The following is a 25,014-nucleotide window of genomic DNA, read 5'->3' on the forward strand; positions in this document are numbered from 1 at the left end:
AGGAGTCAGCCATGTCAGCGTTAATCGTCATCCGGCTTCATCCCGACCATCCCATCCCGGGGGGCTCGTTCAGCGCCTACCTGAGCGGCCTGACCGTTACCGCCTACGACCTGTCGACCGGTGATCCAACAGTTGGCCAGGTCCTTGGCTCGGCAGTTTACGTAGCGCCGCCGGTACCCGCCACGCCTTGGATTCCCGCGCCCACCACTGGCATTGTCCAGCATTTCACCACCTTGCTGCTGCGGCCGCCGGAGGCGGTGGCGACGGCGGTGATCGAGATCGCGCCGCCGGCCGGCTACAAGGAATACGTCTCATCCGATTTGCGCATCGAGATCAGCCGCGGCGGCAGCACCGTGACCGACAAGACCCTGTATTACGACATTATCACCGTCCCCGGCCCGGCGCCGCTACCGGTTTTTTTCCCGGACCTGGACCCCAGCCTGTATTTGCAGTTGCCGCGTCCGCTCAGCGCCGGGCTGGCGTCGCTGGACCTCAGCAACGACGGCACGCCGCCAAATTTCACGGCCTTGAAGACCGCCGTGAATACGATACTGGCGGCGGATCAAGGTCCGATTCCTGCGCTCGCCGCCATCAAAGCCGAGCAGGCCCGGCATATCGCCTACGAAATCGTCTGGGGGCCGCAAGACCCATTGCCGGCCCTGCCGTCAGTCAGCGTGCCAGCGAACTGGGACCATATCGGTGCGCTGTATACTTCTGAGGCGAATGACGCCAGCCTGAGCAATCCGCTGGAACAGAATCGCCAGCAGTTCGAGGGCAATCTGAACAGTTATTACGCCACCCACAATGCCCAGGTTGACAGCCTGACGCGCTATGTCTATGCGCTCGGCGCAGCAATCGCCTGCGAAGCCAGCAGCACCAATGCCACATCCGCGCTATTGCAATTTCCGGTGTATCCCGGCAGCACCAGCCTGGGCACCACCGTCGACTCGGCCGAAGTCATGCTGGTCGACGGTAGTGGCGGCAGCGGGCCGCTGGTGCCTGCATTTACTGTTCCCGCCGAATATTTTTACGTGCTGGGCGCGCAGCTGTCAGTGCAAATGGGCGCCGCCCAACGATTCTTGATGGCGGTGCGCGACAATCAGGAGCGCCTGTTGCCGGTATTTATCAACGCGTACGACAGCGGCGTCATCGACCCGTCTCCTGCAATCAATCCGGCGCAAGCTGTGCGCCGGCTGGACGCCTTGCAACCGGTGTCCGACACCATCGCGCCGTCATGCAAACTGGATGCGACAGTTCTATCGCTGGTGAACGATTGGCTGGCGTTTCCCGGCGCCGCCGATTGGCGCAGTTACACGCCCGGCGATGATGTCGTAAAATTCTGGCAGCCAGAGCTGGCGGCTCGGCCATCGCCATATTTGCAATTGGTATTGTGCGCGCTGACCCTGGATTTCCCAACGCTGATAGCGGCCATCCTCGCCTTGCCGGTCGCTACCGTCGCAGCGCTTGCCGGGCTGTCGGCAGCGCAATGGACAAGCTTGTTTGGCTCGCCAGTCAACATCTTGCTGCTGCCGCCGTTCACCGCGCCCGGCACCCCTGAAATCCGGGTGGCGGCATTCATCCGTTGGGTACAAAAATTTTTCGATATGCAATCCGGCGTCGCCGCCCCACCGACCGGAGCGGCTGGCAACGCGCCGGTGCTGGATTTGCCGACTGTCGATATCATCGCCGAATTTGTTGCGCAATACGTACTGTTGACCGGTCCGTTTACCTTTGGCGCTGCAGGACTCAATGATGGTGCGGTCGAAGACGCGGCAGCATTGGTCTTTCCGGGCGACCCGGCGGCGCAATCCTGGTTATATCAGCGCATGTACATAATTAACAATCTGTGCCAGCTAGCCACTGTGGCGTCCAACGTGATGCCGCCGGTTCCGAGCTTGGCGTTTTCGGTGGCCGAGGCGCTCTACGCCCGCGGTTTTACCAGCGCCGACGACATCATTCCGCTCAGCCTGGCGGACTTCAGCGATGCATTGTGCGGCACCGTGGCGTTCGCACAAGCCGCGATCATCTATGCCAAGGCTGCAGCGACCGGTCCGCAACCGGCGCCGACGCCGAAGCCGTTCCAGCCGATTAATCCTGGAGGGCTGGTGAACTGCATCCCGCCTTGCTATCTGTCGCCGTCGGGGCCGGTGGAATATCTGCACGAACTGCTTGCGCTTTCCGAAGCCTCGACTTGCCATGACCCGGCTGCCGAGCCGCCGAAGGGGAAATCGACCTTGGGCGACGCCATTGCCGCACGCCGCGGGCCACTAGGCAATTTGACCGTGACTGCGGCGAACGCCGAAACACAGATTCCCTTGCTTGATATCGTCAACGAAAACCTGGAAAACCTTGCCGCCGTCATTCCTGCATCGCCCATAGGCGCGGTGTACGACACCGCAAGCAGCCATCTCGGCGGCCATAAACTCTGCGCGACCAGAAGCAAGAAAGATGAGGATTGCCATCCTGCCTGCGAACTGTTCGATGCCTTGCCTGAACATTCCGCTCCCGCAGTGCCTGTCGCCCAGCCAGGCGCCTACGACAAGCTCGAGCAGGATTTTTCTGCGCCAGCGCTGCCCTATTCCGAGCCGTTGGATATTTGCCGCAGCTATCTGGAACATGTCGGCACATGCCGGTTTGAAACGATGCGCACTTTCCGGCAAGAGATTACCGAATTCGCGCTGGATCCTACCTTGCCGGCGCCGCTCTTCCAAAGCCAGTTGTGGCGTTATCCGGTACGCATCGACACCGCCATCGAGTATCTGGGAATCAATCCTGAAGAATATACATTGCTGTTCACCCAGGATATCGTTGCGGCGCCCACGCCAGGGTTTCTGGTCCTGTATGAATTATATGGATTCGACACATCCGACCCCGGCGGCGTCAGCTGGATCGAGATCGCGCTGCAGTTGCCGGAGTTTTTAAAACGTACCGGTTTAAGTTATTGCGAACTGGTGGATTTGCAAAAATCCAGATGCTTTACGTTTGCGGCAATTGAGCGCACAACGCTCAACCGCGGCGGCGGCGCCAGCAATCCGGGAGACACTGCCGTCGAACCACCCGGCAATGGCCGCACGCTACTGCCGGACTGCGAACCTTGCTGTCTTGAGCACTATCAGATACGCTTCATCAAACCGGCGAGCCAGGAAGATGCGCTGAGGATGCTGGCGGTTTTCTTGCGCCTATGGCGCAAGCTGCAAGCGGTGTGCGGCGCCAGATACAGCTTTACCCAGCTGTGCGACATTTGCGAAGTGCTGCAGCTGTTTATCGGCGATGCGATCAATCCCGATTTTATCCGGCAGCTTGCGGCATTCCAGATTCTGCGCGATCAATTCAAGCTGAAACTCGACGACGGCACACATCTGGCCGGCGCGCACGGCGCCAACCGGACGCATATCCTGGCCTTGTGGGTTGGCAGTAGCGCAGCGAAGTGGAACTGGGCTGTCGATCAGCTGGTCCAGAGAATCCAGAATTTTGCCCATACCTACCCGGCCTATGCAGATGAATCAGAGCATAAGGCAGGACATGAATCCAAGAGAAAACACCATCCGCAATTCATCAAGCTGCTGAAAGCCAATCTCGATCCCTTGTCGACACTGGCCGGATTCGATCCGGCGAACCCCACCGACACCTGGCACAACAAGCCGGCCGGCACTTTGCGCTTCGCCGAAGTACTGGCGAAGATGACCGCCTCGCAATTCGGGATTGGTGAAATCCTGTACTTGTTCAGCGCCGACGATCATCTCGATGGCGTCGACCCGTTTCCTTTGCAAGATGTCAACGACGCACTCGATTCACCCCTGTCGTGTCCCGAAGACGACGATCATCACGACCTTTGGACATTGCGGCATGCGTTGCTGGCAGCTGAAGTCAGCGAAGAAGAACAGCGAAAATGGAGCTGGCAGCGGGTCGAAGCGGCGCTACGCGATGAATTCGGCTTCCAGCTTGCGCCTGGCGCCACCGATTACCTGACTTCGCTGGCGCAGCATTTCTTCCCTGGCGTGCTGGAACATGCCGGCATGGCGGTATCGGCGACGGAACGGCAATACCGGGTCCATCTTGCCGCACCCTCGGCTGCCATGTGGAACCTTCCACCGGAAGGACCGTTCCGTTTCGACACCGCAGCTTCCCAGCTATGGACGCAATTGCCATTGAGCGACGAGCAAGTGGTCAACAAGCTGGAGCATCTGCGCAATCTGACGCCGGCGGAGCAGCTGGCGACACAAAACCTGTATCACATGCCGCGTGTGGACCTGGCGGCGTTTGCCTGTTTCTTTCCAGATTTCGGCGAGGCCGAAAGACATTTGATCGAGGAGCACGACGAAGACAAGCGCTGGGCCTGGTTCCGCCACCAGTTCGCCTTGATGTACAAACGCTGCCATCTGATTGCCGAACATCTGGCGCGGCACGTCGCTGCGGCCACCGGCGAGGAATGGCAACACGGGTTCCCGACCGCCTGGCTACTGCTGAAACACCTGTACGCAGACGAAAATCGCGCCCAGAGCACATGGGAAGCCGATAGCGGCGCCGTACCCGATGTGACCTGGAAACCGCAACCCAGCGGCGGCGCCTTTGCGGCCCTGCTTGGCCTGACCGGCACCGGGCTGCTCGGCGAATTCAAAAGAGTCGACGGCGCCGCCGGCGCTTTGGCCTGGCGTGAAATGCGTGGTCCGATGACTGCCTTTGATCATCAGAAAAATAAAAACAATGCGCCGGCGCCGACCATTCTGCCGGCAATGGATTTGCAGTTGAGCACCGAACAGCTCAAGTATGTCGACCTGCGCAATGGATTCGCCGTGCAAGACCAGCATGGCAAGGAACTCGGCGGCGCCGAGAGATTTATCGTCAACTGGTCTGGCGTGCTGCTGGTCGATGAAGACGGTAAATACACGTTCAGCGCCGGCGCGCCGACCCCTGACGGCGAAGAGCCGGATCTGGAGCGGGCGGAACATTGCCAGTGGCGAGTCACGCTCAACCGTGGTCAAAAGAGCTGGAGCGTCCTGCATCACCGTGGACATGAGGACCGCAGGCATGACAACCCCGATGGCGATCACGGTTTGCATGATTCCCATGGCCGGGAGGAGTCCACACTGCATCTGAAGCGCGGAGCTTACAACATCACGGTGGAATTCAGGCAGGCGGCAGCGGATTTCTCGGACGCCGATGATCTCTATCCGCAGCACACCGGTTTTCAGGTCAAATATTGTGGCGCCGATACGCATGAGCGGCCGGAAGCGCTGCCGCTGCGATGCCTGTTCCGCGGGCAGGCGGACGAGCCATTGAATAACGGGGTCAAATTTCCCGATACCCCGCAATATTGCAGCGCCGCGCTGTTCTTGCAATTGCGTTATACCAGCAGCTTGCGCGATATCCGCCGTACCTATCAGCGTGCATTCAAAGCACTGCTGTTTGCGCACCGGTTCGGACTTTCCGGGCGGCCATTGAAGCCTTACCAGCAATCCGAGCTGGGCTATATGCTGGATCACGCCGATCTGTTTGCCGGCGCCAGCTATTATCGCAATCCTGCGCCGGCCGGGCCGTTCTTGCGCCATGCCGCCAATTTCGATTTCAATTTCCTGCCGTTGAAAGACGTCTATGACTCTCCCTTGCCGGCCCAGGATCAGCGGGTGGCGCCAACCGCCAAACGCCGGCAGGCGCTGTTTGACAACTGGGAACGGATGTTCGATTACACCTGCATGCGGCATGAACGCCAAAGGGCAATCGAACGGCCGGTCTGGCTACTGTTTGAGGACGCGCTAGAAAAACAGCCAGACAATCCTGAACAGTTGCTACGCCACCTTGAGATCGATGCGCGCCATGCCAGCCTGGTATCGCGCTATTTTCAATCTCAAACCACGGCAGTTCATGCGATCAACACCACCGATCTGGAGGATGACCGCTGGACGGTGCGTGTGTGGCACGGCGACCGCTGGGTAAATAATCTGGTGAAGCATTTCACGCCGCAGAATATTGCCACCGCCCGCCCCGACCTGTGGGCCGCGGACGATCCGGGGCAATTGGTGACCGGCGAAGTAAAGACAGGCGACGCCAATCTGGTCCGCTTCATAGACGATGGCTGCCTGGAAAATGAAACGCCGCGGCGCTATGCCGACGTCAAACGGCTTAACGACCACTTGCGAAGCCGTGCCCGTGCCGCGCTGATTGCCTATCTGTGCGGCATGCAGCGGGTGGCGTTGCCTTGGGGCGGCTTTGCCAGTACGCCCAAAGAGCTGAGCGCCTTGCTGCTGCTGGACGTCGATACCGGATGTTGCGAACACGCCAGCCGCATCGAGGAAGCCATTACAGCGGTACAGAATTTCATCCAGCGGGCGCGTCTAGGGCTTGAAATGAACTGGTCCGTGAGCGCGGGCTTTGTCCATCTTTGGAAGCATGAATTCGCCTCATATCGGGTATGGGAAAAATGCAAATGCCGGACCTTGTACAAGGAAAACTGGATAGACTGGGATGAGCTCAAGCAGGCGCGCAAGATTGAAGCGTTTCAATTTCTCGAGCAAGAGCTACGCCGCTCCACACTCACCATTGCAGTGCCGGGCGGCCTGGAATACTGGCCGGAGACGCTGCCGCCGCTCCATCCTGCCGTGAAATTCCTGCAACAGCGCGATGCTTCGGCGTTGCGGCTGCTCGATCCACCGCGCGAAGGCTTAGGCGTGCTGGGAACACCGGAACGTGACGCACGGCCGAGTTGGCTTGCGCCGGATACAGCGCAAGCCACAATGCCTGCGCCACCCGGCGGCCTCCCCAACAACCCCACCGGCGCCGGCGGCAGCCTGAGTACATCCGCCGTTGCAGCCAAGGCCGCTACCGTCACGCTTGATGACAAACTGCCTTTCTGGATCCAGGCGGCGATACGTCTCGGAACAAAATTCGTACGGGTTGCAGCCGGTGGCGTTCCACCTGCTGCCGCTGAATTTCATCCCAGCGATTTTCACGAAGAACCTGGTTGCTGCAACGAATGCGGATGCGCACATCCGCCGCTGATGGATGAGTACTATTTCTGGCTGGTCGCCGCGCAAGTCTTTAACGCGCCGTTACAGGACGAATATTATGATCCGATACAGCAAGCGTCTACCTATTGGCATGACGACGATAAGCTGCCCGCGCTGCTGGATTGGAAAGCGGCGGCGGCCACGCAGCTGGCCTGGTGCCGCGTGCATAACGGTGAGTTCAAACAGCCGCGACGCGCAGACGGGCTGGTGCAGCTGACCAGCGGCAGCATGCCCGATCTGGCCTATGTCGGCCGGACCGGCGATTCGCTGACATTCTCCGTGACTGGCGGCGCGGCTCCAACCGGCTACCACGGCACAGACGCACCCGGCTTCCGCTATGACATGGCGGCCGATGCCTGCGTTACGCTGCCTTTGGTGGCGGATGCGCCTGCCACGGCAAGCCCGTACCCGGCAGGTTTGCCGGCCTACCCGTACTTCGCTTTTGTGGAGCCGGGCGATTGTCTGTTTCCGGCTTCCCTGTTCAGTCCGGCGCTGTCGGTGGCAGGCGTATTGCGTTGCCACTGCCGTTTCGAACCCGCGTTGAAATGGTATCAATTGGTGAGCAACCCTCTGCTGACTGACAACAGCTGGGTGCATTGCCTGGGAGATGACGGTGGAAACCAGCCACCGGCGGCCAATCTTCCACCTGTGACATCGGTGCCGCCAGCGGCGGACATAACGCCTGCGGCGACGGCGGCAGGAACCGCCCCGGCCCGCACCGACGGCGGCATGTTACCGGCTGCGATGTGCTGCGACAGTACCCATATCTCGGCAGAAGCGGCGCGCAATCGCTCCGTCCTCCTGCACTACCTGGAAACCCTGGTGGAATGGTCGCGGGCGCTGATGCGCCAGAACTCGCGCGAATCTGCGCAGCAAGCGCGACTGGTGCTGGATACCGCGGCGATGATCCTGGGCGCCTGTCCGCGGGTTCTGGTCAATTACACGCCTGCCGCAAGCGAAACGGTGGCGACCTTCACCCCGCTTATCCCGCCGCTCAATCCGCGCCTGATGGCATTGTATTGCGATGTCAATGACGGATTGGCGCTGGTGCATCACTGCATGAGCGAGGCACGCCTGCGCAATGCCGGCACGTGCGGTCCGTACGGCAAATGCGGGGCGCCGTATTTCGGGCAGGATCCATGCCGCTGCGCCACGCTGGAGCAGCACTGCGGCTGCGAAGCGATGCAAGAGCCTTGCTGCGACGACGATGAGTGGTGCCGACCGCATAGCCCTTACCGCTTTGTCTACCTGCTGCAGAAGGCCCAGGAAGCAAGCGGTAAAGTACGTGAACTGAGTGGCGCATTGCTGTCGGCATTCAACAATGGCGATGCCGAATTCCTGGCGTCCATACGGGCGCGCCACGAAACGCAGCTGGCCGACATGACCATCAACGTACGGCAAAACCAATGGCGCGACGCCGATTGGCAAGTGCAAGCGCTGGGCAAGACCAAGGAAGTCAGTCAAACCAATCGCCGTTTTTATAAACACCTGATCGACGTTGGCCTCAACAATGGAGAGCTGAATTATCAAAGCAACACCAATTCTTCTCTCGATCTGCGTTCCTCGGCGATCCCGATTGAAGCCACCGGTGAAGCGATGCGCTTGATTCCCGACTTGTTTGTCGGTTTTCCCTGCGAAGAAACATGGCTGCCGCTGGGTACCAAGCTGGGCGAAATGTTCCAGGCCATCGCACGCATCACCAATGAATTCGCGGAAATTGCCAGCGTCAATGCCGGATTGGATTTGACGCAGGCAAGCTGGCAGCGGCGGCTGGACGACTGGGTGCATCAGGTCGAGATCCTGGATATCGAAATCGAACAAGAGGAAATCCAGATACTGGGCGCCGAACGCCGCCGCGATTCGGCGCTGGAAGAGTTGAACATCCAGCAAACGCAATTTGCGCAATCGCGTGAAGTGCTGGATGCGTTGCGCGACAAATTCACCAGCCATGAGTTATATCTCTACCTGCAAAAGGAAACCGCCGCGCTGCACTGGCAAATGTTCGAACTGGCGCGCTATCTGGCCGTGGAAGCGCAACGTGCGTTCAATTTCGAACTGGGTTACACCAAACGGCAATTCGTCGTCAATGAAAGCTGGGACAATCTGCACGAAGGACTGCAGGCCGGCGAACGGCTGCAATTGGCGCTGCAACAGATGGAAACGGAATATGTCGGCTGCAACCGGCGCGAATATGAACTGACCAAGCATATTTCGCTGGCCCTGCATTTTCCTTTACAGTTCCTGCGGCTGAAAATCACGGGAAGCTGTGAAATAGAAATTCCGGAATGGATGTTCGACATGGATTATCCCGGCCAGTATCTGCGCCGTATAAAAAATGTCAGCTTGACCATACCCTGCGTCACCGGCCCTTATACCGGCGTCCATTGCCGTCTGACCCTGCTCAGCAGCCAGACCCGGATCGATCCGTGTCTGCCGTGTCCGGTCACCGAATGCTGCCACGACAAGCCACGCAACAGCTGCGGCTGCAGCCACGGACCGCATGAACATTACGCGCTTTGCGGCGCCGACCAGAGAGCGGTGCGGCATTATGGCGCGAAAGAAGCCATCGCCACTTCCAGCGGTCGCAGCGATGCCGGGCTATTCGAGCTCAACTTCCACGACGAGCGGCACCTGCCTTTCGAATTCCTCGGCGCTGTCAGTTGCTGGCGCATAGAAATGCCGCCTGAAAATAACTACTTCGATATGGATAGCCTGACGGATGTGGTGGTGCACATGAATTACACGGCGCGCGAGGGAGGCATTCCTCTCAGGCAGGCCGCAAGCGCCAGCGCACAGCAGAAATTGCCCGGCAATGGCTGGATATTGATTGATTTGCGCAAGGATTATCCGGATGCCTGGGAGTTGTTCCAGCGGCGTTCCGCGCATCAGGACCACGACGATGAAAAAGCCGGGGCACGTAGCATGCGCTTACCCATTTCACGCAAATTATTCCCTTTCCTGCCGGCTGATCCAGAGTTGCGCATCTCGAAGCTGGCCGTGCTGTTCGAGCTGGAAGAGTGCGGCGACGAGAAAGCCGATGCGTGCCCGGAAATCGACGCTTGCCCTTGCGCCCATGACGACGTGCAGGATTGCCAGCTGGTAGAGGTGATGATAGATCACGCCGACGACGACTGTGACGATGCCAGCGAGACCGAAATCAACTGCGTCACCAGTGCAGAATGGCCGAAGCTGTATCACGGGGTTGCCGAGGTAGATATCGGGCCGATCAGACATGGCCGCAAGCATCATTCCGTGACGCTGACCCTCGACCACGACGTCAGCAGGCTGAAACGCGCATTTATATTGTGCCGCTACGAGACGGTGTGCGCGTGCTGCGAAACTGTGCGGCCGGTTGCGCAGGAGCATGCTGCTTGCTAAGCAGATCAACCGCTGCAGACAATGGAGACTATGATGAGCACCAAGTCTAGCAAGGCCAACAAGACCAGTGCGCCGAGGTATCAGTTTCTGGTGGGAGCTAATCTCGCCACCCTGGAAACCGACCTGAACCGGCTCGCCACCGATAATCCAGGCTTGAACCTGAACCAGGTTTTTTACGTGCAGGGAACGGGATTTGTCGGTGTGCTTGAGCGGCCCGTGGAGCATACCGCTGCGGATGAGGTTGCCGTCGAAGTCGAAGTTGAAACGATAGGTAGCCGGAAAAAAAGTCAGCCGCAGTCGCACAAGAGTGGCAAGTAGTTAGTTGTCGGCATGTCTTTGCCACCCTTCGCAGGAGACCGCCCGGCGGATATTTCTATTAAAGGAAAAGGCCGCAAGCCAGTGGCGCAAAAACCACAGGCCTTAGGTACATTGATTGCTCGTCATCCTCCTGTAACGGTAGCAGGCTAGTCTCTCGCACGACTGGATTTCTTCCCTTGCTCCACTACAAAGGCTTTTGATGAACAAGCATTCGCATCCCGTATTGCGCCGTAAATCCACCCGCATCGCCCTCGCCGCTTCTGCGCTTTGCGCCACCCTGGCCAGCGGCCACGCATTTGCGCAAAATTCTACCCAAACCGTTAGCGCTACCACCGCCAACAGCGCGGAAGCAGCCGCGCCTGACAATGATGGCGGCCAGATCGCCACGGTCGAGATTTCGACGCGCAAGACACGTTCCACGGTGTCCATGAGCGGCAATGAAATCCAGAAAATCCTGCCTGGCGTGAATCCTCTGAAAGCGCTGGAAACGTTGCCTGGCGTCAGTTTCCAGACGGCCGACCCGTGGGGCAACAACGAACAGAACCTGTCACTGTTCGTGCACGGTTTCACCGGCCAGCAGCTGGGCTACACCATGGATGGCGTGCCGCTGGGCGACCAGCAATACGGCAACTACAATGGCTTGTCGCCGCAACGCGCGGTCACCAGCGAAAACGTGCGCAGCGTGGTGCTGTCGACCGGCGCAGGCGACCTCGGCACGGCCTCGACCAGCAACCTAGGCGGCACCATCGACACCTTTTCCAGCGATCCGCTGCAAAAGTACAACGTCAATGTCCAGCAAACCGTCGGCAGCCACAACACGTCGCGCACCTTTATCCGCGTAGATACCGGCGAATTCGGCAATGGCAACAGTGCTTACTTTTCAGCTTTGCATCATGAGGCACGGGCCTGGGATTTCAACGGCCGCCAGAGTAACGACCAGTTCAACGCCAAATTCGTGCACGACGGCAGCGCCGGCAAGCTGACCCTGTTTGCCGACTATTCCGACAAGACCGAACCCAACGAAGACGCGACGGTGCATGTCGCCGGTGAAAAAAGCGCACCCTACACACGCTCATTCCTGTACCCGAATTTCGCCGCCGCCCAAGCCTATCTGTCGCCGAGCGGCGCCACGCCGGCCGCGGACGGCAACAATTATCACAACTACTACAGCGATGCGCAGCGTACCGACTTCCTGACTTACGCCAAATACGAAGCCAACCTGAGTCCTGACCTGACCTGGACCAATCAGATTTATTTCCATCATGACGACGGCGTCGGCGTGGTTGCCGGCCCGATCGGCGTGGCCGGCTTGCCGGGCCTGTTCGCGGTGTACTATCCGAACCAGAACCTGAAACAGGTCTTCGGCAACTCCGGCTACGCCACCCGCACCACCGAATACACCATCAACCGCGACGGCTATATATCGACGCTGCACTGGGACCTGGGCAATCATCAGATAGAAACCGGCATCTGGCTGGAACATAATCGTTCGGAAGCTTACCGCCGCTGGTACGCACTGGATGTCAACAATCCGAGCTCGCCATATACCCGCCCGTCCAATCCGCTGATTACCCAGTATGGCAGCGGCATCGATAACAAGGTAGCCCAGTTCCACCTGCAGGATGAGTGGAAGTTACGGCCCAACCTGGCGCTGCAAGCCGGTTTCAAGTCCAGCTTGCAATTCGCCGACGGCCAGTTCCCCGTGCAGGAAGCGCCGGCTGCCATAGGCGGCGGATCGCAAGGTTTGCCGGTCGGGGAGATCGTCACCAAGAGCTGGTTCCTGCCCGGCGTGGGGGTGCGTTGGGACTTGTCGAAACAAGACCAGGTGTTCGCCAATATCCAGAAAAACATGCGCCAGTTCGTCACCTACGGCGCCGGCGGCGCGTCGCCATGGAGCCTGCCCAGCCAGCAGGCTTTCGACCTGTTCAAATCCACCGCCAAGCCGGAAACCTCGATTACCTACGAGCTAGGTTTGCGCGATACGCGCCAATTGGACTGGGGCGTAGTCAAAGCCTTCGACGGCCAGATCGACCTTTACCATGTGGATTTCAGCAATCGTCTGCTGTCGATCAGCCCTACTCCGGTCATCAGCTCGATCATCGGCGGCAACGCTATCCTGGCCAACGTCGGCAGCGTCAAGACCGATGGCGTGGACCTCGCCGGCACCCTGCATTTTGGCCATAACATCTCGTTCTATGACGCCGTCTCCTACAATCACTCGCAGTACGAAGACAACTACACTTCAGGCACCAGCGTGGTGCAGACGGCGGGCAAGAACGTGCCGGGTGCGCCGACCTGGATGAACAAGTTCGTCGCCACCACTACCGTCGCCGGGGTTGAAGTCCAACTAATCGGCGATTTCGTCGGCAAGCGCTATGCGACCTATACCAATGACCTGCACGTCTCCAGCTATTTCCTGATGGGCCTGAACCTGTCAGGCAAGCTGCCGTACATGGGCAACCTGCTGAAAAATCCGCGCTGGAACTTCAACGTGGCCAACCTGGCCAACCGCCAGGGTGTCTTGGAAGTTGTGGTCGGCGCTGCCAGCGGCACGTACAACACCTATCCGATTCCGCCGCGCCAGGCGTTCCTGACCTTGAAGGCTGATTTTTCATAACGGGCTTTGGATGCCAGGCTTTCTCCCGGAAAGCCTGGCACCGCAAGCTGCAATCCGGCGATCAGCTCGCCGCGCCAGACTATGGCTGCTGTTTGTAACGGCCTCCCGACAACAGCTGGATGATGACTGCAACCGCGATGTTGATCAGCAGCGCCAGCAGGCCGGTGTAGACGGTATAGCTGTCGCCGCCGAGGTGCAAGGTATGCACCGGCTTGATACCGTCCGCGTAAGCCAGCCAGCTGCCGCCGGCAATCCCCACCGCCCAGCCGGCCAGCAAGGCATTCGGTCCGAACCAGCCGAAGAACAGTCCGAAGACCACCGCCGGAAAGGTCTGCAGGATCCAGACGCCGCCCAGCAGTTGCAGATCAAGCGCAAACTTGGTCGGCAAGAACAGGATGAACACCACCGCGCCAAGCTTGACCGCCAGCGACACGATCTTGGCCACCTTGGCCTCGCCGGCCGGGGTGACGTTTGGATTGACATAAGGCTTCCAGAAATTGCGGGTGAACAGGTTGGCGGCGCCGATCGACATCACCGCCGCCGGCACCAGTGCGCCGATGGCGATCGCGGCAAACGCAAAGCCGCTGAACCAGCTCGGGAACAGCGCGTTGAACAAGGCCGGCACCACATCGTTGTTGTTGTCGACCTTGATGTGCGCGGCATAGGCCATGTATCCCAACAAGGCGATCAGGCCCAGCAGCACCGTATAGGCCGGCAGGAAAACCGCGTTCTTGCGGATGGTATCGGCGCTCTTGGCGGCAAAAATCCCGGTCAATGTGTGCGGATACATGAACGCCGCCATGGCTGAACCGAGCGCCAGGGTGGCGAACGGCAGGATCTGCGCAGATTTCAACGTCAGCCCGGTGGCTCCACCCTTGGCGGCGAACGCATCGCCGGCGGAAGCAAACACCACGCCGTAGCCGCCTAGTTTCAACGGCACCAGCACCACCGCGACAATGACCACGATATAGATCATCAGGTCCTTGACGAAGGCGATCAGCGCCGGCGCACGTAACCCGGCCGAATAAGTGTACAAGGCCAGTATCACGAAGGCCGCCAGCAGCGGCAGTTCACCGGTGATTCCCAGCGCCTTGATCACCACTTCCATGCCGATCAGCTGCAACGAAATGTAAGGCATGGTGGCAAACACCCCGGTCAGCGCAATTGCAAATTCCAGTTTGCGCGACGAATAACGGCCGTAGACGACATCGGCGGCAGTCACGTGGCCAGCCTTGTGGGCGGCATGCCACAGCTTCGGCATGATGACGAACACGATCGGATACACCAGGATCGTATACGGCAAGGCGAAGAAGCCATAGGCGCCCACCGCATACACCAGCGCCGGCACGGCGATCACCGTATAGGCAGTATAGAAATCGCCGCCGACCAGGAACCAGGTGATCCAGGTGCCGAAGTTGCGGCCGCCCAGGCCCCATTCGTCCAGATGCTGCCCCTTGTTGCTTTTGCCGCTTTGCCAGCGCGAGGCCCAGAATCCCATCACAGTCACCAGCGCAAAGAAGAACACAAACACCGACAGCGCGGTCCAGTTGATCTGGCCATTCATTATTCGACTCCCTTTTTCAGGTCGCTGCGATAGACCAGCCAGATGATCAGTGCGGTCAGCGGCACCCAGAGAAATTGATACCAGTAGAAGAACGGGAAGCCGAACAGGGCCGGTAGTTCGTGGTTATAGAACGGCACCCACAACAAACCGATGAAAGGCAAAACTAACAAATACCGCATGAAACGACTCCTTTTTTTGACCTGGCATAATGTGTTATTGGTTTTTCAGGATGTGCCAGATGTCACCAGGAGGCTTGTCATTGCTTCGCGAGTGAGTTTACCGGCATCGTCCAGGGTAATGCCGACCAGCAACGGATTTCATTATAATACCGCCGCCGTTCCTCGGTTTTTCACCTGGCTTGGGCCGGACTTGTGTCTGATTCCGGCCGCCGGCAAAGCTGTCGCCATCAGCTACCAACCGCAGCAGCCGTGCCGGACAGCCACGCCTGCCTTGCCCGTCGCGGGTGTTTTAGGATAGGCTTGTGACTTCGCCCTTCCCCTTTAGCATAAAGAGAAAATCGTCACCTATGGATATGCCATCTCACCAGCTCACCATGACCATACTGATGTCGCCCGACATGGCTAATTTTTCCGGCAACGTCCATGGCGGCGCCATTCTCAAACTGCTCGACCAGGTGGCGTATGCCTGCGCCAGCCGCTATGCGGCGCAGTACGTGGTGACTTTGAGCGTCGACCAGGTGACTTTCCGCCAGCCGATCCATGTCGGCGAGCTGGTCAGTTTTCTTGCCAGCGTCAACCACACCGGCACGTCATCGATGGAAGTCGGCATCAAGGTGGTGGCCGAAGATATACGCACCCAGGTGGTGCGTCATGTGAACAGTTGTTTTTTCACGATGGTGGCGGTGGACGACGAACGGCGGCCGATCGCCGTACCGCCGCTGCGGCCGTTCAGCGCCGAGGAGAAGCGGCGCTTTGAAGGCGCCATCCTGCGCAAGCAGCTACGCCAGGAACTGGCGCGCCGCTTTGAAGAGGGCAAGCCGACCTGAGGGTGGCCTTTGCTTTCCTCCTCCCGTGTTTTTTACTCTTTGCGATCACCCAAAATGGCTTGATCGCATTCCTGTCGACAGAAACGATCCGATGACATCTTCACTCGTACGCCTTGCTTGCGTGTTTGGACTATGCATGTTCTCAGCGGCTACCGCGCTAGCGGCTCCCGCACCATCCAAGGCCGCCGCCAGCCAACAATTCCACGCGCTGTACACACAAGAATGGCAGTGGCGCCAGCAACAGTTTGCCGGCGCTGACGATGAGGACAACCAGGGGCATACAGCCGACCATCTACCCAAAGTGGACGCCGCCACCCAAACCATGCGCGAGCAGTACTGGGCCAACGTACTCAATCGGCTGAATACCATCCCCAAGAGCCAACTGAAAGGCGAGGACCCGGTCAATTACGAGGTCTACAAACAGCAGATCAAGGTACTGCTGGCCCGCCAGAAACTCCTCACCTGGGAGATGCCGTTCAACAGTGACTCGGCGTTCTGGAGCGACCTGGGCTTTACCGCGCGCAGCACTTTCACTGATCTGCAGAGCTACGAGAATTATCTCGGCCAGCTGCGCGATATCCCGCGTTATTTCGACGAACAGATCGCCAACATGCGTTCAGGCCTGGCGCGTGGCTTCACCCAGCCGAAGATCATCCTCAAGGGACGCGACCAATCGATCACTGCTGTGACCGATGCACCCGGCGAGCAGAACCTGTTCTACACGCCTTACAAAAAAATGCCCGCAATTATTCCAGCAGAGGAGCAGACCAGGCTTCGCGCCGAAGCGCTCGCGGCAATCAAGAACAGCGTGATTCCTGCCTACGGCAAGCTGCTCGCCTTCATGCGCAACGAGTACATCCTCAAGGCACGCGACAGTCTCGCCGCTGAAGACCTGCCCGATGGCAAAGCGTTCTATCGCTCACAGATTCTCGAATACACCACGCTGGGCATGAGCCCCGATGCGATTCATGCGCTGGGGCTCAAGGAAATGACCGCCATTCATCAGCAGATGCTGGACACTATCAAGGAGACCGGCTTCAAGGGCAGCTTTGCCGACTTCCTGCATTTCCTGCGTACAGACCCGCAATTCTATGCCAAGACGCCGGATGAATTGCTCAAGGAAGCCGCGTGGATCGCCAAGCAGGTCGATGGCAAGGTTGGCAACTACATCGGCCGGCTGCCGCGACGCCGCTTTGCGATCGAACCGGTGCCGGCGGATCTGGCGCCCTTCTACACCAGTGGTCGCGGTGGCCCGGGCAGCTACCTCGTCAATACGTATGACCTGCCTTCCCGCCCGATGTACTCGCTGCCGGCACTGACCTTGCACGAATCTTCACCCGGCCATGCTTTGCAGATGCCACTGGCTACCGAGATGGATGGGCTGCCCGACTTCCGTCGCCACAGCTACATCTCCGCCTACGGCGAAGGCTGGGCGCTATATTGTGAATACCTGGGCCAGGAAATGGGCATGTATGCCACGCCTTACGAACGCTTCGGTTATTTGAGCTATCAGGCCTGGCGTGCGGCGCGACTGGTGGTTGACACCGGCTTGCACCATCTCCATTGGACACGCCAGCAAGCGCAGGATTATCTGCGCGAGAACACGGCGCTGGCCGATCACGAAATCGAAACCGAAGTCGATCGCTATACCAGTTGGCCGGCCCAGGCCTTGTCCTATTACCTGGGCGAGATGGTGATACGCAATGACCGTGCTCGCGCCGAAAAAGCACTCGGCGCAAAGTTCGACATCCGAGCCTTCCACGATGCGGTGCTATCCACCGGCTCGATCCCGCTGCCGGTACTTGATGCGCGGATCGATCGATTCATCAGCGATGGCGGCAAGTCGCCTTATCCGCAGCATTGACAGGCATCGGCTTTGTCACGTTGGCGGGCCGCTTTGAATACCCAAGCCGGCTTGGGTTCCTGGCGGCAGAACATGTGCCGTCAGCTTGGTTCGGCTGTTTACCGGTCCGTCGGAAAACGTAAAGACTCTCTCAACAGGTAGCCCATCGGCATGTTCAACGTAATATTGTTTTTTGCGGGTATCGGACTCAGGAACCACTTGGCGTATAGCTTATAGATTTCGCCATCCTGGATTATGCGTGCAATTTCGTGGTCAACCATCGTCTTGAAAGCGACGTCGCCCTTCGGCAGCATGATCGCGTAGGGTTCGGTCGTCAAAGCCTCTCCTACGATGACATACTCCGCCGGCTTGCCGGCTGTCGCTTTCAATCCATAGAGCAGCACATCATCCATCGCAAAAGCATCTGCGGTCTTGTTTTCCACCATCTTGAACGATTCGTTGTGGTCGCGCCCTTCCAGCACCGTCATGTTGAGCGAACGGATCTGGCCGCGGTCTTCCAGCGATTTGACGCTGGTCGTACCTTTGGTTGTCACCACTTTCTTATCGCGCAGATCAGGCCAGTTCTTGATCTTGTCCTCGACCCGGACGATCATGCGCGATGCCGCGATGAAGTGCACGATCGCAAAATCGACGCGCTTGCGTCGCTCTGCGGTATCCGTCGTCGAGCCGCATTCCATGTCGGCTTTTCCAGCAGCCATGATGTCGATGCGATTGGTTGATGTGACAGGGATATAGGTGATGTTCAGCTGTTGCAGCTTCAATTGCTGTTTTATCGCATCGGCTATTTTGAGGCAAAGATCGATCGTGTAGCCGACCGGCTTTTTATCCTGATCCATAAAAGAAAATGGAAATGACGATTCCCGATAAGCGATGACGATGGTTTTACTGTCAAGTATTTTTGTCAAGACATCGGCGGCATGCACCGCTGGTGCGGCGACGCCCAGCATCAGCACAAGCGCCATGCCAACGCTTGAAACATGCCAAGCGCTTCTCTTGTTATTCCCCATTGCCACATTTATCCCCTGTCAATTTGCGCGGCCGAGCCGAGCCGTTTGCAAGTACGCCGGTCAGGATGCAATCTTCGCAGCGTGCATGATTTTTCCATGTCGCTGAATGGGGACAAGCTTTCCCGGTCCATCAGCCAGGTCAGCATAATCAATGCAAGGGGTGTGGCGAAATCAGGAAATAATGATTTTCTTGTAGTCTCGGGAGTCAGGCCTGTAGGGAGATCCTTAGCCATTGGAAGACGCAGCTACCTATCGTGGCCCGCCACATTTTTCCTCCACACGTATCCGCGTGCAGCTTACGGTTCTCGTCAGATTGGTGCATTTTTTGTCACATGCAGCGTTCATTTTTCAGATTTATCAGTTTCCCTTTCTTTTTTTGTTTGGCACGAATCCTGCAGGGAACGTGAATAATTCAATTCACCAATCGAACCATGGAAATCAAGACCAACGCCGCCAATGCGACCATCGCAGCCTGCGTCTCTGCCTGTATCTCTGTCCTGGCCGCTTGCGGCGGCGGCGACAGTAGCGGAGCGGCTTCAAACCCTTCTACGGCTCCCGGCGGCAATGTCACGACCAACAGCAATCCGGCTACGACGCCTGTGGCTGCGTCACGCTCCGACATCACTGCGGCCATCCTGGCGAACAGCAATGTGATCTTGAATGGCGACTCCATAGTCAACCTGCCTGCAGGGACAACTACCTACAGCGGCGTCATTTCCGGCACAGGCACCTTGGCTATCGGCGTTGCCGGCGCAGCTGGCACCTTGATTCTTACGGGAGACAGCACATTCACACTGCCCGCCGCGCAGCAGACCGAGACAGCCACCCAGACCAAGAGCCCCACCGACCCCAACCACGTCCATTACTGGGTTATCCGCAACCCCAATCCGCCAGCAGTGATTGTCAATGCCGGCGCCACTTTGCAGCTGGGCACCCCCTCGTCGGCCAGCGGCAGCATCGGCAGCTATATCCCCAATACTGCGGGCACTACGATCAACCTGGACAATTTTCAGATCGACGGCACCCTGGTGCTTGAATCCGGACCGACGCTCCACATGGGCATCCTGAGCGGAGCCGGCGTGATCCAGCGGCCACCTGTCGGCGCAACCGGAGGGACGGTCTTTTTCGTCGGCGAGAATTCGTTCAGCGGCGTGTATTCGCAACTGTTCGGTGGCTATTTCGGCAGTGATCACGTGATCTTTTCCATGCCAAAAGCGACCATTTTCAGTAATGAATCATTCATCACCGCCGCCCCCCAGGGGTTGTTCGACGACACCGCCGGCAGCGTACTGAAGTATCCCCAGACCATCTGGGAAAGCCACTATGGCGACGACATCAACACCGACGCCGGCCATGTCATCTTCACCGGCATCTACAGCTACAGCAATAGCGGCGACCAGCTCAAGCCGTCGCTCAGCGATCCAAGCCTGAATACCATGCTGGTCCGCAATGGCAGAGGTAGCCTCACCGGCGGTAACAATTCGAGCTTCCGTGGCATCAATATCGAAGGCGGCACCACACAATGGGGCGACGGCAGTTCCAACAAATTCTTCCTGCCGTCAGCGCCCTCACCGGCCGCTTCGGATTCATCGGTCAAGAACGCCTATATCAATCTTCATAACGGTTCGACGCTGGTCTTCGACTACAACGGCAAGTACGCCTGCAATATCAGCATCACCGGCGGCGGCGGCGGCCCGGACGCCGACGGCTCCGCCGGCACCGGCAACCTGACCATCGCCGGGACGCCCGGGAACTATGCAGTCCTGACCATGCCGCAGAATTACAACGGCATAACAGCTATCGGCGCGGGTGCGACGCTGCAATTGGGTAACGGCTCGGCTGTCACGGCAACCGAGGCCACCATCGGCGCGCCAACCACTGCCGAGCCATTCGGCGCCATCACTTCCAAAACGACCATTGCGACGTATACAGGCGACAGCAGTCTCCTCACTGCGGGGTCATCCAACGGTAATGCTGCGGACGCCATCGTCAACAACGGCGCTCTTGTCGTCGCCAATACCAGCGCGGCGATTTCCTTGTCCAACATCAGTGGCCCGGGATCGCTGCTTCAAGCCGGTACGGCAAGCACCACTCTGCTCGGAAATAATACCTTTAGCGGCGGCACGACTATCACGAGCGGCGCACTGACCGTTGCAAGCGATACCGCGCTAGGTACAGGCAATGTCGCCAATTCGAGCTCGCTGGCGACTGCCGGCGGCCAACATCTGGTCAAGGTGGGTGGCGCCTACAGTCAGACCGCCAATGCCGCGCTCACGCTTGCTATCGGTACGTCACCCGATCAATTGCAGGTCGCCGGCCAGGCAGCTCTGAGCGGGACTTTAGTGCTTAATTTCAGCGGCACACCAGCTCGAGGGACAAAATTCGTGGTGGTAAGCGCAGCGGGCGGCATTGCCGGAACATTTAACGCTATCACCAGCAACGGCGCTTCTGTCGTCGGAAACAAGGATGCGACGACCTACTATGTCGTCGTCCAATGAATCTGATCAGGCAAATAACAGGCTTTCACGCTCAACCGCTTTTTTGTCCATCTTCGCGATTTTCACGCGCATTAGAAATAACCTCGACGAGGCTGACATAAAGCTGCAGATGCGCTCCCATTCTTCGCAAAATATTGCATCGGAAATCAGGCTTTCCATCAATCGCGCCGCACGGGTTGTCATCAAATATTTTGCAAATGCAAAACAAGGAAATCCCTACGCAAAAATAAGAATGACCTGATTTCCATTGGTGGAAATTTAATCAATCATTCCTCGCAATGTGGCCGTTGTTCGCTGGGAAATTCGCAACTCTCAAATATCGAGCTGTATGTCGAATACTTTTGCAAACACGAAGACAAATCTCGAAATGTTAATAAATTATAAATAAGAGAAAATATGCCCTACCCAATCCACTATCGCCTCCTTCTTTCTGCGACATCTTCTCTGTTATTGATACCAGCGTTGACTGTGACGCCTGGAACCGCCTACGCCGCCTGCAACACTTCGGGGCTCTCAACCAGCTGTGATGCAAGCGCAACCAATCCCTGGACAACGACGGTAGGCACCGGCAACGTACCCGCAGAGGACGGACGGATTGTCACCGTCGGGGCAGGCAGCCAGCTCTCAGTTGGCGATGCAAATGCCATCAGTCTGCGCGACAACGCAAACGTAACAGTTCAGAGCGGTGGCACGGTGAGCGCCAAGGGTAGCAGCAATACAGGGCTATACAAGACAGGCGCCAATACGGTCGAATTCCGCAATAACGGCACATTGACTATCGACCAAGGGGGGCAAATCCTCGCGACCGGGACCGACGGCAGGGCAGAAGCAGTCAATCCGCAAGGCGCGGGGAATGTCATCACCAACAATGGCACGATCAAGGCCGATCATGCCGCTGCCATCTGGTTTCAAAATGCCAGCGGGTTGAACACGATTATCAACAACGCAACAGGCATTATCCAGGCGCCAGGCAATGTGATTGGCGCGTCGGGGAATGGCGCCGTCGATTTCACCAACAAAGGACAGGTCATCGGCAATCTCGTTTTTGCCGGCGGAAATGACGTACTCAGACTCTATACAGGGTCGTTGATTACGGGTAATTTCGACGGCGGCGGGGGCAATAACACCCTGTTCTTGAGCGGCAATGGGGCCTCGTCCCTATCGGGTAACATGACGCATTTCTCGTCACTGATCAAGAACGACTCTGGGACCTGGACGTTGACCAGCCCTATCACCGGGGTCACGGTCACCGAAGTTCGACAAGGCACATTGACTCTCGCCGGCAACAACAGCGGGTATACCGGCAAGATGACTGTCGATGCAACAGGTACACTTGAAGCACCTGCACAAAACCTGCCACTCGCCATCACGGACAACGGTCTGGTACGCTTTGTACAGCCCGCCAATGGAACTTATGCCGGTCTCATTTCAGGCACTGGCGCGGTCGAGAAAACCTCGGGCGGCACATTAGTGCTGGCGCCGACAGCTTCTGGCGGCAACACTTATTCCGGAGGCACCACGCTCACCGGCGGAACTGTCGCTGCGGGCGTTGACAACGCATTGGGTGCAAATACGGGCAGTCTCACATTCAATGGCGGTACGCTTCAGTTCCTGCAGAACTTCAATCTCGCCAATACGCGCGCGATAACGCTAGATGCGCCAGGCGGCACGATCGATACGCAGGGGTTTTCATCCACGCTGGTGCAAGGCATGGATGGTTCCGGCAGCTTTAACAAAACGGGAACGGGCAGCCTGACGCTGGCAGGAGCCAACACCTATACCGGAGGCACCACGATCACGCGTGGTACGTTGCAGCTTGGCGATGGCGGCACAACCGGCAGCATCGTTGGCGATGTCGCAAATAATGGCTCGCTTGTCTTCAAGCGCTCGGATACGGTGACTTTCCTTGGCGCGATTTCCGGCGCCGGCGCCGTTACCCAGGCCGGCAGCGGCATAACGGTGCTGAATACGGACAATCCGTATACCGGCGGAACAATCGTTGCTGCAGGCATACTTGCGGTGGGCGACGCATCGCACGCAAGAGCAGCGTTGTCTGGCGGCGGCAACACAATCATCTCATCAGGCGCCACGCTTGGCGGCTATGGCAACGTCGCAGGAGCGGTAACCAACAACGGCACCATCGCCGTGGCCAATGCTTTGTCTGCGTTTACCAGTTCGGGCAACGGCGCGTTGACAATCAACGGGCCATTGGTCAACGCCGGACTTGTGCAGGTCGGCGGCCAGGGTATTGGCAATCGGCTCAATATCGTCGGCAATTATGTCGGACAAAACGGCACTATCGCCCTGAACACTTATCTTGCAGGCGATGGCGCGGCGTCGGACCGGTTAGTGATCAACGGCGGCGCTGCCAGCGGTTCGTCCAACTTGCGCATCACGAATGTTGGCGGACCGGGAGCTTCCATCATCGCCGATGGCATCCAAGTGGTTCAAACCGTTAACGGTGCGACGACGACAGCAAACGCATTCACACTTGCCGGGCCGGTCAAGGCCGGTGCATATTCTTACTATCTTGCCAAAGGCGGGACGACCAGCGGAACGTCTGAAAACTGGTATCTGCGAAACACCATGGCACAGCAGCCCACCATCCCTGTGACGCCTCTGGGCACTCCGCCGATCACCCCTTCGGTTACACCCCCGGTGGCAACAACACCAACAGGTTCCAATGCAATCCCGTTATATCGTCCGGAAGTACCGATTTATGCGGAAATTTCCAGTGTTATCCGACAGATCAATATTCAGCAGCTCGATAATTTTCATGATCGACAAGGAGAACAGTCACTGCTGACTGAGAACGGCACATTGCCAGCCGCATGGGGACGTGTCTGGGGTAGCCGTACCAGGCAACGCCAGGAAGGCACTGTTACGCCCGAATTTGATGGCTCGACGACAGGGATGCAGGTAGGTCAGGATATCTATGCCGACAGCGGTGCTAGCGGAGGTCATAATCATTACGGCCTTTTTGCCGGTCTTGCGCACGCGACCGGCAACGTCAACGGCTTTGCGAAGGCGGTACAAAATCTTGATGTCGGCACCCTTGCGGTAGACACATACAGTCTGGGCGGTTACTGGACCCACGTCGGCTCGAGCGGCTGGTACACGGATGCGGTCTTGATGGCTGGCTCACTTTCTGCAGATCCTCATTCACATGACGGCGTTGGTGCGACAACGCATGGTCGTATGGTCGTCGGATCGATCGAAGGCGGCATTCCAATCCCTCTTGCGGCAGATGTGACTGTGGAACCGCAGGCGCAATTGACCTGGCAGAATTTCTCGATCAACGACTTGAACGATGGCGTGTCGGCCGTGCGCTTTAACAGCGGCGACACGGTCCTCGGCCGCTTTGGCCTGAGGCTGCAAAGTCGTTTTGAAATGGCCGGAGCCACTTGGCGGCCCTATCTGCGGGTGAATATACTGCGCAGCTTCGGCCCTCATGACACCACGACATTCGACGACACGACGGTTATTTCCACCGGCACGAATCAGACATCTGCGCAATTGAACGCAGGCCTGGTAGCAAAAATCGGCACAACAGTCAGCACGTTTGTCACAACGACCTACACCACCAACGTTGGCGGAGCAAAACGGTACACGCTGATGGCAGATGCCGGCATACGGTGGGATTGGTAGGTGTAGCGACAAATCTACCCCGGCCGCATCTAACAACAAACTCAGCGACCGGCGGCTGAAGGTGAATGTCTGATCGACATTGCGACATAGCACTCCAAGCCATGACATCA

Annotated in this window: 11 protein-coding genes; 7 read left to right on the forward strand and 4 right to left on the reverse strand. The window is 58.2% G+C overall.

The window, feature by feature from the left end; genetic code table 11:
• Nucleotides 1–11 precede the first annotated feature (11 nt).
• From ABI171_RS18690 to ABI171_RS18700, 3 genes are all read left to right on the forward strand, one after another.
• Nucleotides 12–10,382, forward strand: a complete 10,371-nt coding sequence (locus ABI171_RS18690) for a neuraminidase-like domain-containing protein (protein WP_348094043.1) — start codon at nt 12–14, stop codon at nt 10,380–10,382.
• Nucleotides 10,383–10,415: 33 nt separating this feature from the next.
• Nucleotides 10,416–10,700 carry a hypothetical protein gene (locus ABI171_RS18695; protein ID WP_348094044.1) on the forward strand — a complete coding sequence of 95 codons (285 nt, stop codon included), beginning with the start codon at nt 10,416–10,418 and terminating at the stop codon, nt 10,698–10,700.
• 199 nt (nt 10,701–10,899) lie between these two features.
• A complete protein-coding gene (locus ABI171_RS18700; RefSeq protein WP_348094045.1) occupies nt 10,900–13,317 on the forward strand; it encodes a TonB-dependent receptor in 2,418 nt (805 codons plus the stop codon).
• A 79-nt stretch (nt 13,318–13,396) separates the two neighbouring features.
• Here the strand turns inward: ABI171_RS18700 and ABI171_RS18705 are convergent, their stop codons facing one another.
• Both ABI171_RS18705 and ABI171_RS18710 read right to left on the reverse strand, forming a co-directional pair.
• Nucleotides 13,397–14,881, reverse strand: coding sequence for a sodium:solute symporter family protein (locus ABI171_RS18705; protein WP_348094046.1), 1,485 nt, complete (start codon nt 14,879–14,881; stop codon nt 13,397–13,399).
• Complete coding sequence (locus ABI171_RS18710) at nt 14,881–15,060, reverse strand: DUF3311 domain-containing protein (RefSeq protein ID WP_348094047.1); 180 nt, start codon at nt 15,058–15,060, stop codon at nt 14,881–14,883. Before ABI171_RS18710 ends, ABI171_RS18705 begins: the two co-directional genes overlap by 1 nt.
• A 347-nt stretch (nt 15,061–15,407) precedes the next feature.
• Here ABI171_RS18710 and ABI171_RS18715 point away from each other — a divergent pair, with 347 nt between their 5' ends.
• Together ABI171_RS18715 and ABI171_RS18720 are read left to right on the forward strand one after the other, a co-directional pair.
• Nucleotides 15,408–15,887 carry an acyl-CoA thioesterase gene (locus ABI171_RS18715; RefSeq protein WP_348094048.1) on the forward strand — a complete coding sequence of 160 codons (480 nt, stop codon included), beginning with the start codon at nt 15,408–15,410 and terminating at the stop codon, nt 15,885–15,887.
• 136 nt (nt 15,888–16,023) lie between these two features.
• Nucleotides 16,024–17,751 carry a DUF885 family protein gene (locus ABI171_RS18720; protein WP_348094049.1) on the forward strand — a complete coding sequence of 576 codons (1,728 nt, stop codon included), beginning with the start codon at nt 16,024–16,026 and terminating at the stop codon, nt 17,749–17,751.
• Between the two features lie 98 nt (nt 17,752–17,849).
• On the opposite strand, the gene ABI171_RS18725 is transcribed toward ABI171_RS18720, so the two are convergent.
• Nucleotides 17,850–18,713, reverse strand: a complete 864-nt coding sequence (locus ABI171_RS18725; RefSeq protein ID WP_348094050.1) for an amino acid ABC transporter substrate-binding protein — start codon at nt 18,711–18,713, stop codon at nt 17,850–17,852.
• 476 nt (nt 18,714–19,189) lie between these two features.
• On the opposite strand from ABI171_RS18725, the gene ABI171_RS18730 reads away from it, so the two are divergent.
• Nucleotides 19,190–21,256, forward strand: coding sequence for an autotransporter (locus tag ABI171_RS18730; RefSeq protein ID WP_348094051.1), 2,067 nt, complete (start codon nt 19,190–19,192; stop codon nt 21,254–21,256).
• Between the two features lie 6 nt (nt 21,257–21,262).
• On the opposite strand, the gene ABI171_RS18735 is transcribed toward ABI171_RS18730, so the two are convergent.
• Nucleotides 21,263–21,439, reverse strand: a complete 177-nt coding sequence (locus ABI171_RS18735) for a hypothetical protein (protein ID WP_348094052.1) — start codon at nt 21,437–21,439, stop codon at nt 21,263–21,265.
• 213 nt (nt 21,440–21,652) lie between these two features.
• Between ABI171_RS18735 and ABI171_RS18740 the strand changes: the two genes are divergently transcribed.
• On the forward strand, nt 21,653–24,904 hold the full coding sequence (locus ABI171_RS18740) for an autotransporter outer membrane beta-barrel domain-containing protein (RefSeq protein ID WP_348094053.1): 3,252 nt from the start codon (nt 21,653–21,655) through the stop codon (nt 24,902–24,904).
• Nucleotides 24,905–25,014: the final 110 nt, after the last annotated feature.

It is taken from the genome of Collimonas sp. (assembly GCF_039923675.1).
Lineage (GTDB): Bacteria > Pseudomonadota > Gammaproteobacteria > Burkholderiales > Burkholderiaceae_D > Collimonas.

What these genes read in the sequence shown, in the direction of transcription:
- ABI171_RS18690 (WP_348094043.1), top strand. Translation starts at nt 12, where the DNA reads ATGTCAGCGTTAATCGTCATCCGGCTTCATCCCGACCATCCCATCCCG.
- ABI171_RS18695 (WP_348094044.1), top strand. Translation starts at nt 10,416, where the DNA reads ATGAGCACCAAGTCTAGCAAGGCCAACAAGACCAGTGCGCCGAGGTAT.
- ABI171_RS18700 (WP_348094045.1), top strand. Translation starts at nt 10,900, where the DNA reads ATGAACAAGCATTCGCATCCCGTATTGCGCCGTAAATCCACCCGCATC.
- ABI171_RS18705 (WP_348094046.1), bottom strand. Translation starts at nt 14,881, where the DNA reads ATGAATGGCCAGATCAACTGGACCGCGCTGTCGGTGTTTGTGTTCTTC.
- ABI171_RS18710 (WP_348094047.1), bottom strand. Translation starts at nt 15,060, where the DNA reads ATGCGGTATTTGTTAGTTTTGCCTTTCATCGGTTTGTTGTGGGTGCCG.
- ABI171_RS18715 (WP_348094048.1), top strand. Translation starts at nt 15,408, where the DNA reads ATGGATATGCCATCTCACCAGCTCACCATGACCATACTGATGTCGCCC.
- ABI171_RS18720 (WP_348094049.1), top strand. Translation starts at nt 16,024, where the DNA reads ATGTTCTCAGCGGCTACCGCGCTAGCGGCTCCCGCACCATCCAAGGCC.
- ABI171_RS18725 (WP_348094050.1), bottom strand. Translation starts at nt 18,713, where the DNA reads ATGGCGCTTGTGCTGATGCTGGGCGTCGCCGCACCAGCGGTGCATGCC.
- ABI171_RS18730 (WP_348094051.1), top strand. Translation starts at nt 19,190, where the DNA reads ATGGAAATCAAGACCAACGCCGCCAATGCGACCATCGCAGCCTGCGTC.
- ABI171_RS18735 (WP_348094052.1), bottom strand. Translation starts at nt 21,439, where the DNA reads ATGACAACCCGTGCGGCGCGATTGATGGAAAGCCTGATTTCCGATGCA.
- ABI171_RS18740 (WP_348094053.1), top strand. Translation starts at nt 21,653, where the DNA reads ATGCCCTACCCAATCCACTATCGCCTCCTTCTTTCTGCGACATCTTCT.